The following is a 17,706-nucleotide window of genomic DNA, read 5'->3' as shown; positions in this document are numbered from 1 at the left end:
CCCTACAGCCAAATTTTGGGACAAATCCGCAGCAGGTAAGACAAGACATTGCTCGTGATTTATCGTATGGAAGCCAGCAACAGCAGCAACGCGGTTACACGCAGCAAGCTGGAGCGATGCAAGGTGGAACGCAATTTGGCATGATGGGAGACGGTACATCCATGATGTCAGGCGGCATGCAAGACGGATCATCAATGAGACGCGGCATGATGGGGACGCCGCAGCAGGCTCAAAATGCCCAAGCAGCCCTACAGCCAAATTTTGGGACAAATCCGCAGCAGGTAAGACAAGATATTGCCAGTGATTTATCGTATGGAAGCCAGCAGCAAGGTGCCGGGCAGCAGATGAGCAGCTTTCAAGCAGGTATGACAGCTACAAACCAGGGCAGATTATCTTAAATTTTCAGAGGTCTTTACCGTGTTCATAAATAGCGGCCCTCTTTGAGCGGCTATTGCCAGCTTGTAGACTAATGTATAAAACCATAACATGTCTACAAGCTTTTTTTGGAACAGAGATTTTTAGGAAGGTAAGTGCCGGCAAAAGTTGTCGCGAAGGATATTTTGGCCTGTTTTCATATGTTTATGGCCGAACACCACGCTTACTGACTCGACTGATCACTCTGTCCAGTATGGCGTCAGTCCCTGGACTGGAGATAAATAAAGCCGGCATTTCTTTTGCCGGCTTTATTCGCATATTACATAGGTCAACCGGGCAGTTTTCGCAGTCGATACTGATTTTTTAATATTGGATGTCATCGGTGGCGAAGGTACCTTTATTGACCGAAAGGATCCCTTTTTTCGCTTAGCAATCATTGACGATTTCCCTGCAAAAATTGGCCAGTTCCTGGTTTTTGAATGGAAGGTTTATCAAAATTCCGTTTTTTCGCTTCAACGCCATAGCTGCTGGAAGGGCGTATCGGCCTCGAGTATAGCGCACCCTTTTTTGCCAGGAAGAATAAGATCGTGGAATTTGGTGTATGTTTTTCGGTATTGGTCGGCGAGCCAATTCATCATATCGACTGCAAGTCCGCCATTAAGCGCTATTTTCTCCTTCAGTTCATCCCTCAGGATTACCGCAGCCTCTCCTTCTTCGATCGCTTTTTCATTCATAAATCTTTAGGCGAGGAGAAGAAAGGATCATTTCCCCAACGATGCCATCGTTTGAACAGATGCGAAGCGTTAATTCCCTTCCGTCGGGTCCAAGCTTACTTATCCGCACTTTCCCGCTTAAAATAAGACCAGGCTCGGATGCATTTGTACTTTTCTGAAAAAGAAATCTTCCCTTCTCCATTTTTCTTGTATGTTGGATGCTTTCACCATTTCCTTTAAACGTGACGGGATTGAAGTATGTTGCATTTTTGAAACTACCTTTTAATAGGTACGCACTTATACGTTTGAACTGAAGCAAATATCTTAGAAAGGCCAGAAAGAAACGGCATTTCTCTCTGACTTTCCACTGGTTTCACATGAATGAGCGAATATAATTGGCCAAATTCAACTTATGAATGGATACTATGATCTAAGCGGAAAACAATGAAGTAGTCAATCTGCATGAAACTATTTTACTATTTTTAAAGTAAAAACACGTCCGCATTGGCATAATGCCTTTTGAAATTGTATGATAATTTTATAAAAATACATTTGATTTTATTTTTATTCAGTCATATAATAAGAGAAATAAAGAATGTCAGTGAACTTTTGGATCGGAGATGATTACTTGAAAGTTTCGATTGTGGGTGCGACCGGTTATGGAGGATTGGAACTGATAAGGCTTTTGCAGAACCATCCCCATTTAGAAATTGCATCGCTGCATACTTCTTCAAGATTTGGCCGCCAAATCCATGAAGACAGCCCGCACTTGCTTCACATGGAATATACATTGGAGGAAATCGTCCCTGAAGACATTGCGAAAAAAGCAGATATCGTATTCCTCGCTACGCCTTCAGGAATCTCTGTGCAGCTCGCCCCCGAATTTTTTAAATTGGGTGTAAAGGTAATTGATCTTTCAGGCGATTTAAGGCTTAAGAATCCCGGAAACTATGAAAGATGGTATAAGCATTCCGCAGCTCCTTCAGAAATCCTGCAAGAAGCAGTATACGGGCTGTCAGAATGGAATGCCAGCCGGATAAAACATGCGAAAATTATTGCTAATCCCGGATGTTATCCAACGGCAACCCTGCTTGGGCTCGCCCCTTTATATACAGAAAAATGGGCAACTGGCAAGGATGTCATTGTCGATGCCAAGTCAGGTGTTTCCGGGGCCGGAAAATCGCCTTCCGCAGGCACACACTATAGTGAAATCAATGAAAATTTTAAGATTTATAAGGTCCATACGCATCAGCATATACCGGAAATCGAACAGCAGCTTGGGTTATGGAATGAAGAATCCCAGCCCATTTCCTTCAGCACACATTTGGTACCAATGACAAGGGGAATCATGGCCACCATGTATGTAAAGCTGCATAGGCACACATCGACTGAGGAATTAATAGATTTATATAACACGGTGTACGAAAATCACCCTTTTGTTCGGGTACAGCCAATGGATGCTTTTCCATGCACGAAACAGGTTTTTGGATCGAATTTTTGTGATATAGGCATCGCTTTCGATGAAAGGACAAATAAAGCCACCATCGTATCCGTGATTGATAATTTAATGAAAGGTGCTGCAGGGCAGGCGGTCCAGAACGCGAATATCATGCTCGGGGCAGAAGAATCGGCAGGCCTTTTGAATATACCGTTATATCCTTAACTACTTGGAGGTCTTTCATGAAAACAATACATCCTGTTGAAGCCATTCAACAAGTTACCAAAGGAAATATATTATCGCCGAAAGGATATAAAGCGGCAGGAGTTCATGCAGGATTGCGATATTCGAAAAAAGATATCGGCATCATACTATCTGATAATCCAGCGGCTTGTGCGGCCGTATATACACAAAGCATTGTCCAGGCAGCGCCGCTTGATGTTACGAGAGAAAGCATTGCAAGTGAGCAAAAACTTCAAGGGATTGTCGTAAACAGTGCATGTGCGAATGCATGCACCGGAGACCAGGGGCTAAAGGATGCCTATGAAATGAGAAGCTATGCTGCCGTACAATTTGGCTTGGCGGAGCATTTGTTTGCGGTTGCCTCTACAGGTGTAATCGGTGAATATCTGCAAATGGATAAAATTAAAAAAGGAATCGCCATGCTTGAGCCCGCGTCATCCGGTGAGGCAGCGGAAAATTTTGAAAAAGCGATCTTAACAACTGATACAGTGACAAAAAATTGCGGCTACGAAGCGGTTATAGGCGGCAAAGTCATTACCATGGGCGGGGCGGCGAAGGGATCGGGAATGATTCATCCCAACATGGCAACGATGCTTGGCTTCATAACAACAGATGCTGCGATCGAATCGGAGGACCTGCAGCTGGCACTCTCCACGGTGACGGATATTACTTTTAATCAGATTACAGTGGATGGGGATACTTCAACGAATGATATGGTCATTGTCCTGGCTAACGGCCAGGCGGGGAACGAAAAGCTTTCCCCGGCACATCCAGATTGGAAGATATTTCTGGAGTTATTGAGGAAAACCTCTGAAAATCTCGCCAAGCAGATTGCCAGGGATGGAGAAGGCGCAACAAAACTTGTCGAAGTAAATGTGCAAGGCATGAAAACGAAAGGGGACGCCCAGGCAATGGCTAAAACGATCATAGGGTCAAGCCTGGTCAAGAGCGCCGTGTTTGGATCGGATGCCAACTGGGGCCGCGTGATTGCCGCAATGGGCCGGAGCGGGCTAACCTTTAACCCCGATAAAGTAAGTATTTCATTTGGCGATATCAATGTACTGAACAAGGGTATCCCTGTTGATTTTTCGGAAGAAGAAGCAAAGGCATATCTGGAGAAAAAGAATATTGTCATTCATGTTGGGTTGCAGGAGGGAGAAGAGAAGGGAACTGCCTGGGGCTGCGATTTGACATATGACTACGTAAAAATAAATGCGAGCTACCGGTCATAAGGAGGTTTCGCGGGTGAAGATCTTGGTAATAAAATGTGGCGGAAGCATTATCGATGAATTATCTCATTCATTTTTTGAAAGTTTAAAAAAATTAAAGAGCAGCGGCTGCCAGCTTGTGTTTGTGCATGGCGGCGGTCCCGATATCAATACGATGCTTGGAAAATACGAAATTGAACCTGTGTTTGAAAAGGGGCTCCGGAAAACGACTGATGAAGTTTTGAACATTGTTGAACTGATGCTGTCTGGAAAATCAAACCGCAGCATTGTCCACAAATTAAGCCTTAATGGCATTGAGGCAATCGGTTTGAACGGGTCGGACGGAAATCTGCTGACCGGGGATTTTATTGATGAAGCTTCCCTTGGGGCAGTAGGAGAAATCAAAAGCGTAAATACTGAATTGCTTCAAATGTTATTAAATAAAGGGATTTCCCCTGTATTGACCCCAATTGCCATCACTGAAGGCGGCAGAAAGCTGAATGTCAATGCCGATATGGCCGCAGGAGCCGTAGCCAAGGCACTTGACGCACACAGTTGCATGTTTGTCACCGACGTCAAAGGTGTTATGAAAGATGGTATTATCATAGAAGAGCTTACCGAAATGCAAACACAAAACCTGATAAGTGCAGGATCGATATATGGAGGTATGATTCCAAAGGTAAAAACAGCATTGTCTGTGTTGAATAAAGGAATCAATGAGGTATTGATCGTAAGCGGGAAAGAATCCTTTTTCAACAACGGACAATTTATTGGAACTAAATTTGTTACTGAACAGGAGGTATTGCAATGAGTGCATTGTTCCCCACCTACCAAAAATGGGAAATTGAACCGGTTAATGCAAACGGTTCTTGGTTAACAGACCAGGATGGAAAAAGATACCTCGACTTTACCTCCGGAATCGGAGTTTTGAATCTTGGGCATTGCTATCTGTCTGTAAAGCAAGCTGTAGAGCAGCAACTGGAAAAATTCTGGCATACCTCGAATTTGTTTCAAAACAAGGGCCAGGAGGAAGCAGCCGGCTTATTGGCAAAGGCAACAGGCTTGAATCGGGTCTTTTTTTGCAACAGCGGGGCAGAAGCGAATGAAGCAGCCATTAAGCTTGCCAGAAAAGCTACCGGAAAAAGCAAGATTGTCACTTTCCATCAATCCTTCCACGGCAGGACATTCGCAACCATGGCTGCAACCGGCCAGGAGAAGGTAAGAACGGGATACGGGCGGATGCTTGAGGAATTTGAATATTCCACATTTAATGATAGCGTTCAGCTGGCAGAGATAGTTGATGAAAATACCGCGGCAGTCATGCTGGAGATGGTGCAGGGTGAAGGCGGGATCCATGTGGCAAACCAAGAATTCCTGAATACGATAAAGGAAGTTTGTGCCCGAAAAGGAGCCCTGGTCATTGTTGATGAAATCCAGACGGGAATCGGCAGAACAGGCAAGCCATTCGCTTTCCAGCTTTTTGACTTTCAGCCGGATATTATAACCGTTGCAAAAGGGCTTGGAAACGGCCTTCCGATTGGGGCCGTGATTGGCAAAGAAGATTTAGCAGCCCATTTTGGACCGGGAAGCCACGGTTCCACTTTCGGCGGCAATCCGGTAAGCATTGCAGCCGCTAAGGCGGTCCTTCAGCAAATTCTTGATGCTGATTTTTCAGCGGAAGTGAGCGAAAAGGGACAATATTTTCTTAATAAGCTTAAAGAAGAGCTTCAATATGACCCTTCAGTAAAGGAAATTCGCGGAGTTGGACTTATGATTGGGATCGAGTTGAAGGAAGAGGCACAGCCCCTTCTCGAAAAACTGCAGCAAGAAGGGCTGCTAACATTGACTGCGGGGCCAAACGTGCTGCGCCTGCTTCCGCCGTTAACGGCAGAAAAAAGTGAGTTTAGCCTTGCTGCTGAAAAGATAGCTAAAGCCATCAAAACTAAAACAGTCATACAAGGCTGAATTTTTATGATGCAAGTTGTATAAAAATTCTTTTGTTTCTTTAAATATTCGTCATCTACAGAGGTGGAATCATGAAAACTTATTTGCATTTATCTAATGGAGCTTCCTTTGAAGGCAAAATGATCACTAAACCCGGCGATGGGGAGATCACAGGGGAAGTCGTTTTCTATACAGGAATGACCGGTTACCAGGAGGTATTGACCGATCCTTCTTATAAAGACCAGATTATTGTGTTTACGTATCCGCTAGTCGGAAATTACGGAATAAACGAACATGACTTTGAAAGCAGAAAACCGCATGTAGCCGGAGTGATTGTATATGAAGGAAACATGAGCCACTCCCATTACCAGGCCAGGTACTCCTTAAAAGATTACCTGGAAAAATGGGATATTCCGCTTATCGGGAACATCGACACGCGGGCACTTGTGAAAAATATCCGGCAGCAAGGTTCCATGGAGGCCGCAATTACGACTGAAAGTACTTATGACTCTTCCGTGCTGACCGAAAAAACAAAAAATGTCGTGAAGGAAGTATCATCGGCGGATATAAAAAGCTATGGGGAAGGAAAAACACATATCGTGCTGATGGATTTCGGCTATAAAAAGTCCATCCTCGATTCCTTGCTTTTTAATGGCTGCAAGGTGACGGTGGTCCCATTCGATACAACATTAGAAAAAATAAAATCTTTAAAGCCAGACGGAATCATGCTTTCCAATGGGCCTGGGGATCCGAAACAGCTTAAGGGATTATTGGGCAATATCAAGGGCATCATTTCCGGTTTCCCGACAATGGCCATTTGCCTCGGCCACCAGCTGACGGCATTGGCATTTGGGGGAAATACGAAAAAAATGCTGTTCGGCCACAGAGGGGCAAATCAGCCTGTCCTTGATTTAGAGTCCAAGCGTGTGTATATGAGTTCGCAAAATCATAGCTATGAAGTAGATGAACCAAGCTTGAAACATACACCGCTCTCGGTCCGTTTCCGAAATGTAAATGACGGCTCGGTAGAGGGGCTGAAGCATTCCTCATTGCCAATTATTACAACACAATACCATCCGGAAGCAAATCCCGGCCCAGCTGAAAGCAGCCTGTTATTTAAGGAATTTTTGCAGATGGTAAATGAACACAGCGGGAGAGTAAAAGCATATGCCTAAAGATACTACCATTCAAACAATCCTGGTGATCGGGTCCGGCCCGATCGTGATTGGCCAGGCAGCAGAATTTGACTACGCAGGGACCCAGGCTTGCCTCGCATTGAAGGAGGAAGGCTATAAAGTAATTCTGGTTAACAACAATCCCGCCACCATCATGACGGACGATATGAACGCGGATGTCGTTTATTTTGAGCCGCTTACTGCTGATGTGCTTGAAAGGATCATCGAACGGGAACGGCCTTGTGGCCTTCTGGCCACATTGGGCGGGCAGACCGGCCTGAATCTGGCTTATCAATTACATGAGCAGGCCATTCTGGAGAAATATGGTGTCAAGCTTCTCGGAACGCCGATTGATTCCATAAAAAAAGGGGAAGACCGCCAGCTTTTCCGTGAATTAATGTTCCAAATAAATGAACCTGTTCCCGAAAGCCAAATCGTCCATACGACCGAGGAGGCAATCGAGTTCGCGAAAAAAATAGGCTTCCCGATCATTGTCCGGCCTGCCTATACCTTAGGCGGCACAGGGGGCGGCATTGCGGACAATATGGAACATTTTACTGAACTGGTACGGGGGGGCCTGCAGGAAAGCCCGATTACCCAATGCCTGATAGAAAAAAGCATCGCAGGATTCAAGGAAATTGAGTACGAAGTTATGCGGGACGGCAATAACACGTGCATTACGATATGTAATATGGAAAATATCGATCCGGTCGGCATCCATACGGGTGATTCCGTAGTGGTAGCACCCTCTCAAACGCTGACTGATGAGGAGTTCCAAATGCTTCGGTCGGCATCCATTAAAATCATTTCATCGCTGGGAATTATCGGAGGGTGCAATATCCAGTTTGCACTCGATCCGGACAGTAAGAAATATTACTTGATCGAGGTAAATCCGCGAGTAAGCCGTTCATCCGCCCTCGCCTCCAAAGCAACTGGCTACCCGATTGCACGGATTGCAGCAAAATTGGCGGTTGGCTACCAACTATCGGAATTGATTAATCCGGTGACCAAAAGCACATATGCAAGCTTTGAACCGGCACTGGATTATGTAGCAGTAAAATTTCCGCGCTGGCCTTTCGATAAATTCAGAAGTGCCAACCGTAAGCTCGGAACGCAAATGAAGGCAACAGGAGAAGTCATGTCACTTCACCGGAACCTTGAAGGAGCAGTGCAAAAAGCGGTAGACTCCCTGGAATTAAAAACCTTAGGCTTGCAGCTTACCGCATTAAAGGAAAAATCAGTACAGGAACTTTGGAAAATGCTCTTTGAATGTTCTGATGAACGTATATTCGTGATTTTTGAATTGATCCGTAAAGGGGTGCCGGTCGAGCAATTGCATGAAGCCACTGCGATGGACTATTTCTTCCTGAATTCATTTGCTTCCATCATCGAGGCAGAAAAACAGGCATCAGGCACTAAGCCGCTGTCCCTTTCCCATGAAGAGCTTCAATTCATGAAGGAAAAGGGGGTCTCTGACCGTTATTTAGCAGCTGTTTGGGACATGAAGGAAGCCGAAGTAAGAAATTGGCGCAAAAAGCTTGGAGTAGTAGCCGTTTATAAAACGGTTGATACATGTGCTGCCGAATTTGAATCTCACACAAACTATTACTACTCTACTTATTTTGGCGAAAATGAACAGAATAAATCAGAAAAGCCAAAGGTCCTGATGATCGGAAGCGGACCAATACGGATTGGCCAGGGAATTGAATTTGATTACTGTTCTGTCCATGGAGTTTATGCATTGGAGCAGGAAAACATAGAAACGATCATGATCAACAACAATCCGGAGACTGTAAGCACTGATTTTGCTACGGCAGACCGTTTATATTTTGAACCGTTGACCATGGAATATGTGCTAAATGTAATCGAAGCAGAAGGCGTGACGGATGTAATTGTGCAATTTGGTGGCCAGACAGCAATAAACCTTGCCAAGGGCTTAGAGGAATACGGCATCAACCTGCTGGGCACCTCTTTTGATATTGTTGATCAGTTGGAAGACAGGGACCGCTTTTACCAGCTGCTCCAAAAGCTGGGCATACCTCATGTGCCAGGTACGATGGCCGATAATGAAAAGGAGCTTATCGATAGCGCCGCAGAAATAGGATTTCCTGTTTTATTAAGGCCATCTTACGTAATTGGCGGCCAGGGTATGGAAATTTTTCAGGATAAAGAAAGCCTGCTGAAGAGACTTGAGGCTGGCAGCAGCCTGGTTTATCCAGTCCTGATTGATTCCTATATCCCTGGCAGGGAAGCGGAAATCGACTTGATCGCCGACGGGAACAATGTGTATATTCCAATTGTCGCTGAACATATTGAACGGGCGGGAGTCCATTCCGGTGACAGCATGGCGATGCTTCCATCCAAGAACCTGACAGCAAAGCATAAAGAAAAAATGGCGGCTTATTCAAAAGCGATTGTGGAAGAACTCCAATATAAAGGGCTGATGAATATACAATTCGTCCTAAAAAATGATGATATATATGTACTGGAGGTAAATCCGCGCGCCAGCCGTACGATACCGATCATCAGTAAAATTACAGGTGTCCCAATGGTGCAGGCTGCGACAAAAGTATTGCTTGGGAAATATTCTTTGTCAGATTTATTCGAAAAAACGGGGCTTATGGAAGAAATAAGGTACAGCGTGGTCAAATATCCCGTCTTTTCTACATTCGCTTTAAGCGGTCTGGACTCCAAAGTGGGGCCTGAAATGAAATCGACCGGCGAAGGAATCGCGATTGGTGAAAGTTTTCCGGAAGCTTTGGCTAAGGTTTTTCATGCCCATTTATTAACAAAGGCAAATGAAATCTATAAAGCTGATTCGGCACTTTTAGACGAAAAATCATTATTAAAATTGCAGCAATTAGGCTATAAAATGGTGGACACCGAATTTGAGGCATGGTTAAAATCCGGAAATGGGGCCGCTGTACTGTCTTATGGCGCAAGTAACGAAGATAAAAAAATAAGATTGATGGCTGCCAAGTACCGATTGCAGGTTTTTACAGAAGAAGAGAGCTTTAAAGCTTATTTGGAGGGGCTTTCTTGCAAGAACAAGGGGATTGCCTCTTTGCAGGAGTGGCTGGCAATACATTCAGAGGGGGTGGCACAAGCATGAAAGCAACCCAATATAAAATTCTCGGGCAAAAAGACTTTCTGGCACTCGCGGACATTTCCGGCGATCAAATCCTGCAGTTGCTTAAACTCGCCAAGAATATTAAAAACAAACATGAAATGGGCGAGGATTTTCGCCCTTTAACAGGAAAAACGCTCGGAATGATTTTTGAGAAGTCCTCCACGCGGACACGGGTTTCCTTTGAAGTAGGGATGCTCCAGCTAGGGGGGCACGCACTTTTCCTGAGCAGCAATGACCTGCAAATTGGCAGGGGAGAGACTGTTTCCGACACGGCAAAGGTTTTGTCACAATATGTGGACGGGATCATGATCCGCACTTTTGAACACGAAAAAGTAAAAGAGCTCGCCTCTGCCGCCACAATCCCGATTATCAACGGGTTGACAGATACCGCCCATCCTTGCCAGGCCCTTGCTGATTTACTTACGATCCAGGAGGTCAAAGGCAGCCTCAAGGGCTTGAAAATGGCTTATATTGGAGACGGCAATAATATGGCGCATTCTTTAATGATTGCTTGTGCAAAAACGGGAATGGATTTTTCAATTGGCTGTCCTCAAGGGTACGAGCCAAATGAAGAAATCATAAGTATTGCCCAAAAAGAAGCAGCTATGAATAATTGTACAATTGAAGTCCACACATCTGCTGCGGCTGCCATAAAAAATGCAGACATTGTTTACTCCGATGTTTGGACGTCGATGGGGCAGGAGCAGGAAAATGAATTGCGTCTCGAAGCATTTAAAGATTACCAGATAAATGCAGACTTAGTAAGCCATGCCGATAAGGATTATATCTTCATGCATTGCCTGCCTGCCCACCGTGAAGAAGAAGTAACCACGGAAATAATCGATGGACCGCAGTCCGTTATCTTCCATCAAGCAGGGAATCGCCTCCATGCCCAAAAAGCCATCCTTGCGGATCTCTTATCTTGAGTGTAAAAAACATTCATGTTGAAGAGGCAATAAGGAAACAATAAGCGGGCAGCCATAGCAAAGGAGAGATGACGATGGGGCAGAATCATCAATTCAGGCCAGGGCAAAAAGCGCCCAATAATGGTATATATGTTGAAATTGGCGAAACTGGAAGCATGGTCGTAAATCCTCAAAGGATCAAACTGGCAACGGGAGACCGCTTTCCTGAAACATCCAATCACAACCGCCTTTGGACTTATAAGCGGAAACCTTGAATATGGCAGCAGCAATTGCCAGGCCTCTTGAATATAGGGGGTCTGGCTTTTTTTTTTGGTCAGTTAAGTCATACATTTGCTATTTGTATAATATAAGACCCCTTTCACTTTCTCTTAAACATTGCCAATCCGCGATTTTTCAAACTTTACATACGGAACAAAAAAACTATAATGAATGTATAAGGTCAAAAATGGTCAAACAAACTATTTTATAGCGTATTTGTCAGCTGCCAGCTTTTTTGCGAGATAAAATGGATCAGGAAAAAATCACTAAATGGGAGGGCATAAGGTGGAAACTTCTTATGAGGCATTGAAAAAATATGGAAGAGACCTGGTGGACGAAGTGAAAACAGGAAAAATGGATCCTGTAATTGGACGTGATACAGAAATCCGGAATGTAATCCGGATTCTTTCAAGGAAAACAAAAAATAACCCGGTTTTGATCGGTGAACCGGGGGTTGGAAAAACAGCCATTATTGAAGGGCTTGCCCAGCGGATTGTCAGAAAAGACGTACCGGAAGGCTTAAAGGAGAAAACGATATTTGCCCTTGATATGAGTGCGCTCGTTGCCGGCGCGAAATTCCGGGGGGAATTTGAAGAACGCCTAAAAGCCGTATTGAATGAGGTACGGAAAAGTGAAGGGCAGATCCTGCTATTTATTGATGAGCTGCATACAATTGTTGGAGCTGGCAGAACGGAAGGCGCGCTGGATGCCGGAAATATGCTAAAGCCAATGCTTGCCCGCGGTGAACTTCATTGCATAGGAGCCACAACATTGGATGAATACCGCCAATATATCGAAAAAGATGCAGCTCTTGAAAGACGGTTTCAACAGGTTTTAGTACAGGAACCGGATCTAGAAGATACTGTATCCATCTTGCGCGGATTAAAGGAGCGCTTCGAGATCCACCACGGTGTCCGCATCCACGACCGAGCAATTGTTGCAGCAGCTGTCCTGTCAAACCGTTACATCACCGAGCGCTTTTTACCTGATAAAGCTATCGATCTAATCGATGAGGCCTGTGCGATGATACGGACAGAAATCGATTCTATGCCTGCGGAGCTTGATGAAATTACAAGAAGGGTGATGCAGCTGGAAATTGAAGAGGCGGCCCTTTCGAAAGAAAATGATGAGCAAAGCCTAACGCGCCAGGAAGCACTTATAAAAGAGCTGACGGAACTGCGGAAACAGGCCGACAGCATGAAATCAAAATGGCAAAATGAAAAATCGTTACTGCTTGAAGTACAGGAAAAGAGGGAGCAGCTCGAAGGCTATCGCAGGGCACTGGAAAAAGCTGAGAATGAATATGATTTAAACCTTGCAGCAGAATTGAGGCATGGACGGATTCCGGAAGTGGAGCGGCAGCTATATGCCTTAGAGGAGGATTTTGAGCAAGAAAAACAGGAATCCAGATTGCTGCGGCAGGAGGTAACGGAAGAGGAGATTTCAAATATCGTGGCGAGATGGACCGGAATACCGGTCGCGAAACTTATTGAAAGTGAAAGGGATAAGCTTCTTCGATTGCCAAGTATTCTAAGAGAACGGGTAATTGGCCAGGATGATGCGATTGGGCTGGTTTCTGATGCGGTATTACGGGCAAGAGCGGGATTAAAAGATCCAAACAGGCCGATTGGTTCGTTCATCTTCCTGGGCCCGACAGGAGTAGGGAAAACGGAATTGGTGAAAGCCCTGGCAGACACGCTTTTTGATAGTGAAGCCCACTTGATCAGGTTAGACATGTCGGAGTATATGGAAAAGCATTCGGTCGCAAGGCTGATTGGGGCACCGCCCAGTTATGTCGGATATGAAGAAGGGGGCCAATTGACAGAAGCTGTACGCCGGCAGCCATATTCTGTTATTTTATTTGATGAAATTGAAAAAGCCCATCCGGAAGTGTTCAATATTTTATTGCAGATGCTGGATGATGGCCGGATCACTGACTCACAGGGAAGAACGGTTAACTGCAAAAATACAGTAATCATCATGACATCAAATATAGGTTCCCAGTATTTGCTGCAAACGGACAATCCTGATGGCTTGATAGCGGAGGTGGCAAGAGAACAGGTGTTTACTGAATTAAAAAGCCGATTCCGTCCCGAATTTCTCAACCGCATTGATGATATTGTCCTGTTCAAGCCTCTCGCTAAACACGAAATCATTGGAATTGTGGGAAAAATCTTTATGGAATTGCAAAGCCGCCTGAAAGAAAGGAATATCTCCCTAACGATAACGGATTCAGCGAAAATGCATATTGCCGATCAGGGATATGACCCGGTATATGGAGCCCGTCCCCTGAGAAGGTTTATCCAAAAGCACGTTGAAACAAAGCTGGCCAGGGAGTTGATTGCCGGCCGGATTGCCGAGTACCGGGGGGTGTTGATCGATTTTGATGGGGACGATCTGCAGATTCATCCTGCATAAGAAAACAATTTTGGATAATTGTCATTCACTGATTAGATTTATTGACTTATAAAAAATAGCAAAAGGGCACCCAAATTCCAGGTGCCCTTTTGCTTACATGGCAGATAAGAAAGTTTGATACTTTGTATCTGCATAATATGAACACAGACTAAGTGCGCCACATCCTGTGGCAATGTCTGTGTGACCCACATCGCTGTGGCCCTAACTACGCCTCTGCCGTCGCCTTTACCAAGGCTCGCAAGTCGGCAAGTTTTCTAATAAACAAAATTAATGGTGGGTATTTTCAACCGGTTCATCAGGGAGAATGGCTGGTACAATCAAAATTAAGATGGTTACCGCCACACTCAAGATATTGGCCGTGTTAAGGTCATAGCCTGTTCCGATCATCGAGGAAACCACATATGTTAGCATATGAGTTAATATGAAGCTCCAGAATACCGTCCAAAAGTATTGCATTGATCATCACCTCGTTCCACTGCATTCCACTTAATAGTACCATATTAAGCTTGATATAACATATATATTTTCTCAAATTGTTTGAAAAAAACAAGGGAATTTGCTGGGAGCCTTATTGTAAAATGAATGTGAGAAAGGGTTTCTGAACTCTTTCAGCAGATGATTGATAAAAAGTTAAACGAAGTAATTACACATTATTAAAATATTCTTCTTGAGGTTTGGCTCAGTAAAGCTTCCACCGCACAGAAGAAAGCTGCCTGGTTCTTTCACCTGTGCAGTTGCAGCAACCTTTTTGGAAATTGTTGAAAGGCGTGTAAAACACTGGTCTCACACGATTAAGCCAAATATAAATTAATAGATTTAACTTTATATAGGCTGTTTTGATAGGCGCATATACGATCGAAATTTGTCGCACCACATATAGTAAATAAGGCAATAAGCGTCGAAAAGGAGAAAGTACTGATGGAGCAGCGAACATTTCAAAGTGACGGACAATGGAATATCGTCTACTACCCCCCCAAGCCAAGCGGGTTCGCCGTACTTCTCATCGGGGATCGGAACCATTTTGTTGAACAGGGGAACAGCTATTGGATGCAGCACCCGGGGAGGTCACAGATATTAGAGCGCTTAAAAGAGTATGGATATTTGATTTTTTCCTCGAATTTTTATCAAAGCGGCTGGGGGAGCCCGATTGCTGTGGAAATGGCGAAAAAAATATATTGGATGATGATGAGAAGCGAAATTTTAAACGATAGGATTCACATATTGGCGGAGGGGACAGGCGCCCTCACAGCGATACAGCTAATGAATGAAATGAAGCAGAACATAAGGTCTGCCGTTTTCCTTGATCCTTGCCTAAACCTGCAGACACATATGCAAAAAGAAAAGGATAATAAATTTTTCTACAAAAGGAAGTTGAAGGAAATAGCAGCCGCGTTTGGGATCGAGGAAAAAAAATGCGAACAGCTGATTTTTTCATCCGAATCCCCGTTTCCGAACAAGGACATTCCCCTTAAGATCATTCATATTGTCGGCAGTATTGAAAAGGGACAAACAGATATTTATAAAAAACTGGAGCAGCAACCTGGCAGAACGGAAACGAATATAACCTATTTGCTGCCCGAAAAAAGGTATAAAATTCCTTTGCAGATCGGGCAATTCTTTAAGAAATATGAAACTTCTTTGTAAAGAGCAATAATTCCCGGATCGGTGCATACGATACAGCAAGTATAAGACATTGCCTTTATCCTATGATTCCAAAACAGGGGGGGCTTCATATGGAATTATCCATTGTTATTGGCGCCTATCAATTTATTGGGTTTCATCTATGCAAATTTTTACTGGAACAGGGGCATGAAGTGTTGGGGGCCGATTGGACAAACGATGACGATCTGAATCATACTACCCAGGAAAAACAGCTCGAAATCGGCCGCAACGCCAATTTTAGTTATATTTCATTGCAAGAATTGAAGAAAGTAAGCAATCCTGGCAAGATAACGCTTTATATTTCTTGGTATGACTTCATTAAAAGCGATTCCGGTAAAACGGCTGAATTAAAAAATGAATTGGATGCATTGCTGTCTAAAATGCCCGTTGCTGACCGCACTATCGTGCTTTATCCGATTGAATATAATGGTGAAGAAAGAAAGATGTCTAAAACCGATAATGTCCAAGATAAAATCATCTTTTTGCCAACTATTTATGGTCCATGGCAGCCGGAAACCATGGTATTTGAACGCGGCATAGAGTCAAATGGGGAAACTTTGCCCATAGCGGCACTGGAAACTGAATACAAGCTTGATGCTATATTTATAACGGATTTCCTGGCCTGTTTTGAAGATATAATCAATCTTTCCGAGAACATAATCACTATAAAAAGCACAAAACCCAACCAGTGGAAACTTTGTGCGCGTGCTGTTTTTAACAGTGAGCTAACTGATGCAGAGATGGCAGGGCACCAGGAAAATGATAAGGCATCGTTTGTATATCAACTCAAGAATACGGTAGAGCCGGAGTTAGGCATTGAACTTCAAAAAGTCCATCACAAACGGATGCAAACGATCGGAAAATGGAAGATGCGCTAAAAACTTTTCAACTAATTGTCGAAAAGGTAGAATGGAAAAGAACTTATAGGCAAAAAGAACCAATTCTGAGACCTTCTTTTATTTTGCTAAGCGCAGCTATTTCTATTTTGTAGGCAGGGCTGTTATTTGAGGGAGTTGCATTTGATGAAAAGGAATTTAGGAGCCACGCTTATTATTATTTGCCTGCTTTTGGCTGGCTGTGCACATCCTATGGATGATGGCAAGCTTAAAAAAGTGGGCTTGCTGGTTCCGGAAACGATTAATGACCAGGTATGGGGAACAAAAGGTTACAAGGGATTATTGAATATCCAATCCCGGTTCGATGTTGAAGTGTATTATAAGGAAGGGATGAACTCGAGCCTGATTGTGGAACATGCTGTCAAGGACTTTCACGAAAAAGGAGTTAATCTGATCATTGGCCATGGCAATGATTATGCGGAAATCTTTAATAGAGTCGCAAAGGAATACAGTGATATCCATTTTGTTAGTTTCAATGGGAAGGCAACCGAAAGAAATACTACCAGCCTTAACTTTGAGGCACATGCGATGGGTTTCTTTGGCGGAATGGTCGCTGCAAAAATGTCCAGTTCAAACAGGGTTGGTGTGCTGGCTTCCTTTGATTGGCAGCCGGAAGTCAAGGGTTTTGAAGAAGGCGCAAAATATCAAAAAAAAGACATTCATGTGGTAACCGAGTATGTCGGTGACTGGGATTCCGAAGAAAAGGCGTTGAAACTGCTTAATGGTATGGTCGCCTCAGGCACGGATGTAGTTTATCCGGCGGGCGACGGGTATAATGTTCCTGTAATCGAAAGAATAAAAGAAAAGGGGCTATATGCCATTGGCTTTGTTTCCGACCAAGCCGAACTTGGTGAGTCCACCGTATTGACAAGCACTGTCCAGCATGTCGACCTATTGTATGAGCTGGCTGCCGAAAAGTTTGCTGAAGGAGAATTACCTTCAGGGAATCTATCTTTTGATTTTGAAGACAAAGTAATAACAATGGGAAAATATAGCCCGTTGGTCAGCAAGCAGCTGCGGGAAGAAATCGATCAGCATATTAAGCGGTACATTAAGACCGGTAAGCTGCCGAATGAAAACTGAGTTACATACACGTAATCACTTATTTATCAAAAAAGGAGCAATCATCATGCAAAACGAAAAAGCACTGGAATTCATGGCAATTGCTATGAAATATTTCCCTGAAGCGAAAGCGAAATTGGAAGAAGCAGGCATTCCATTATCGATGGACATGGCTGAGCCTTTTATGGATCTATTCCAGAAGGTAATGTATGAAGCATATGAGCTGGGGAAAAAGGATGCGCAAAGCGGCCGGTAAAC

Annotated in this window: 17 protein-coding genes; 14 read left to right on the top strand and 3 right to left on the bottom strand. The window is 44.1% G+C overall.

Features of this window, described 5'->3' with window-relative positions; genetic code table 11:
• Positions 1 to 398, top strand: a 398-nt coding sequence (locus D0466_RS22175; protein ID WP_407675627.1) for a hypothetical protein, incomplete at its 5' end; no start/stop codon positions are given.
• 489 nt (positions 399 to 887) lie between these two features.
• On the opposite strand, the gene D0466_RS22885 is transcribed toward D0466_RS22175, so the two are convergent.
• Both D0466_RS22885 and D0466_RS22880 read right to left on the bottom strand, forming a co-directional pair.
• The gene (locus D0466_RS22885) at positions 888 to 1,109 is read right to left on the bottom strand and encodes a hypothetical protein (RefSeq protein ID WP_233522595.1); all 222 of its coding nucleotides are present in this window, start codon (positions 1,107 to 1,109) and stop codon (positions 888 to 890) included.
• A complete protein-coding gene (locus D0466_RS22880; RefSeq protein ID WP_233522594.1) occupies positions 1,102 to 1,407 on the bottom strand; it encodes a cyclic nucleotide-binding domain-containing protein in 306 nt (101 codons plus the stop codon). Before D0466_RS22880 ends, D0466_RS22885 begins: the two co-directional genes overlap by 8 nt.
• Positions 1,408 to 1,683: 276 nt before the next feature.
• Here D0466_RS22880 and argC point away from each other — a divergent pair, with 276 nt between their 5' ends.
• The 9 genes from argC to D0466_RS09430 all read left to right on the top strand — a co-directional run bounded on the left by argC (position 1,684) and on the right by D0466_RS09430 (position 13,828).
• The gene (gene argC, locus D0466_RS09470) at positions 1,684 to 2,751 is read left to right on the top strand and encodes an N-acetyl-gamma-glutamyl-phosphate reductase (protein ID WP_117322331.1); all 1,068 of its coding nucleotides are present in this window, start codon (positions 1,684 to 1,686) and stop codon (positions 2,749 to 2,751) included.
• 17 nt (positions 2,752 to 2,768) lie between these two features.
• On the top strand, positions 2,769 to 4,001 hold the full coding sequence (gene argJ / locus D0466_RS09465; protein WP_117322330.1) for a bifunctional ornithine acetyltransferase/N-acetylglutamate synthase: 1,233 nt from the start codon (positions 2,769 to 2,771) through the stop codon (positions 3,999 to 4,001).
• Positions 4,002 to 4,014: 13 nt separating this feature from the next.
• A complete protein-coding gene (gene argB / locus D0466_RS09460) occupies positions 4,015 to 4,788 on the top strand; it encodes an acetylglutamate kinase (protein WP_117322329.1) in 774 nt (257 codons plus the stop codon).
• The gene (locus D0466_RS09455; protein WP_117322328.1) at positions 4,785 to 5,942 is read left to right on the top strand and encodes an acetylornithine transaminase; all 1,158 of its coding nucleotides are present in this window, start codon (positions 4,785 to 4,787) and stop codon (positions 5,940 to 5,942) included. Before argB ends, D0466_RS09455 begins: the two co-directional genes overlap by 4 nt.
• A gap of 71 nt (positions 5,943 to 6,013) precedes the next feature.
• Positions 6,014 to 7,096 carry a carbamoyl phosphate synthase small subunit gene (locus D0466_RS09450; RefSeq protein WP_117322327.1) on the top strand — a complete coding sequence of 361 codons (1,083 nt, stop codon included), beginning with the start codon at positions 6,014 to 6,016 and terminating at the stop codon, positions 7,094 to 7,096.
• Complete coding sequence (locus D0466_RS09445; protein WP_117322326.1) at positions 7,089 to 10,208, top strand: carbamoyl phosphate synthase large subunit; 3,120 nt, start codon at positions 7,089 to 7,091, stop codon at positions 10,206 to 10,208. Before D0466_RS09450 ends, D0466_RS09445 begins: the two co-directional genes overlap by 8 nt.
• Positions 10,205 to 11,152: an ornithine carbamoyltransferase gene (gene argF / locus D0466_RS09440; protein ID WP_117322325.1), complete on the top strand. Its 948-nt coding sequence runs from the start codon at positions 10,205 to 10,207 to the stop codon at positions 11,150 to 11,152. The genes D0466_RS09445 and argF overlap by 4 nt, the downstream gene beginning before the upstream one ends.
• 74 nt (positions 11,153 to 11,226) lie before the next feature.
• The gene (locus tag D0466_RS09435; RefSeq protein WP_117322324.1) at positions 11,227 to 11,406 is read left to right on the top strand and encodes a YjzC family protein; all 180 of its coding nucleotides are present in this window, start codon (positions 11,227 to 11,229) and stop codon (positions 11,404 to 11,406) included.
• A 289-nt stretch (positions 11,407 to 11,695) separates the two neighbouring features.
• Positions 11,696 to 13,828, top strand: a complete 2,133-nt coding sequence (locus D0466_RS09430; RefSeq protein ID WP_233522593.1) for an ATP-dependent Clp protease ATP-binding subunit — start codon at positions 11,696 to 11,698, stop codon at positions 13,826 to 13,828.
• A gap of 267 nt (positions 13,829 to 14,095) precedes the next feature.
• Here D0466_RS09430 and D0466_RS09425 read toward each other — a convergent pair whose 3' ends face one another.
• Entirely contained in the window at positions 14,096 to 14,284 is a 189-nt protein-coding gene (locus D0466_RS09425) for a YjzD family protein (RefSeq protein WP_117322322.1), read from the bottom strand.
• A gap of 462 nt (positions 14,285 to 14,746) precedes the next feature.
• Between D0466_RS09425 and D0466_RS09420 the strand changes: the two genes are divergently transcribed.
• The 4 genes from D0466_RS09420 (at position 14,747) to D0466_RS09405 (ending at position 17,704) form a co-directional block, all read left to right on the top strand.
• Complete coding sequence (locus tag D0466_RS09420; protein ID WP_117322321.1) at positions 14,747 to 15,472, top strand: hydrolase; 726 nt, start codon at positions 14,747 to 14,749, stop codon at positions 15,470 to 15,472.
• A gap of 89 nt (positions 15,473 to 15,561) precedes the next feature.
• Positions 15,562 to 16,368 carry a hypothetical protein gene (locus tag D0466_RS09415; RefSeq protein ID WP_117322320.1) on the top strand — a complete coding sequence of 269 codons (807 nt, stop codon included), beginning with the start codon at positions 15,562 to 15,564 and terminating at the stop codon, positions 16,366 to 16,368.
• Positions 16,369 to 16,512: 144 nt separating this feature from the next.
• A complete protein-coding gene (locus D0466_RS09410) occupies positions 16,513 to 17,469 on the top strand; it encodes a BMP family ABC transporter substrate-binding protein (RefSeq protein ID WP_117322319.1) in 957 nt (318 codons plus the stop codon).
• Positions 17,470 to 17,515: 46 nt separating this feature from the next.
• Positions 17,516 to 17,704, top strand: coding sequence for a ComZ family protein (locus tag D0466_RS09405; protein ID WP_117322318.1), 189 nt, complete (start codon positions 17,516 to 17,518; stop codon positions 17,702 to 17,704).
• Positions 17,705 to 17,706 lie beyond the last annotated feature (2 nt).

The sequence above is a fragment of the Peribacillus glennii genome (assembly GCF_003429105.1).
Taxonomy (GTDB): domain Bacteria; phylum Bacillota; class Bacilli; order Bacillales; family DSM-1321; genus Peribacillus; species Peribacillus glennii.
This window is presented reverse-complemented; position numbering and strand designations above follow the sequence as displayed.

Bases quoted from the DNA above. Each gene is read 5' to 3' on its own strand.
- D0466_RS09455 (WP_117322328.1), top strand. From the start codon at position 4,785: ATGAGTGCATTGTTCCCCACCTACCAAAAATGGGAAATTGAACCGGTT.
- D0466_RS09445 (WP_117322326.1), top strand. From the start codon at position 7,089: ATGCCTAAAGATACTACCATTCAAACAATCCTGGTGATCGGGTCCGGC.
- D0466_RS09420 (WP_117322321.1), top strand. From the start codon at position 14,747: ATGGAGCAGCGAACATTTCAAAGTGACGGACAATGGAATATCGTCTAC.
- argC (WP_117322331.1), top strand. From the start codon at position 1,684: ATGTCAGTGAACTTTTGGATCGGAGATGATTACTTGAAAGTTTCGATT.
- D0466_RS09450 (WP_117322327.1), top strand. From the start codon at position 6,014: ATGAAAACTTATTTGCATTTATCTAATGGAGCTTCCTTTGAAGGCAAA.
- D0466_RS09405 (WP_117322318.1), top strand. From the start codon at position 17,516: ATGCAAAACGAAAAAGCACTGGAATTCATGGCAATTGCTATGAAATAT.
- D0466_RS09425 (WP_117322322.1), bottom strand. From the start codon at position 14,284: ATGCAATACTTTTGGACGGTATTCTGGAGCTTCATATTAACTCATATG.
- D0466_RS09435 (WP_117322324.1), top strand. From the start codon at position 11,227: ATGGGGCAGAATCATCAATTCAGGCCAGGGCAAAAAGCGCCCAATAAT.
- argF (WP_117322325.1), top strand. From the start codon at position 10,205: ATGAAAGCAACCCAATATAAAATTCTCGGGCAAAAAGACTTTCTGGCA.
- argJ (WP_117322330.1), top strand. From the start codon at position 2,769: ATGAAAACAATACATCCTGTTGAAGCCATTCAACAAGTTACCAAAGGA.
- D0466_RS09410 (WP_117322319.1), top strand. From the start codon at position 16,513: ATGAAAAGGAATTTAGGAGCCACGCTTATTATTATTTGCCTGCTTTTG.
- D0466_RS09415 (WP_117322320.1), top strand. From the start codon at position 15,562: ATGGAATTATCCATTGTTATTGGCGCCTATCAATTTATTGGGTTTCAT.
- D0466_RS22885 (WP_233522595.1), bottom strand. From the start codon at position 1,109: ATGAATGAAAAAGCGATCGAAGAAGGAGAGGCTGCGGTAATCCTGAGG.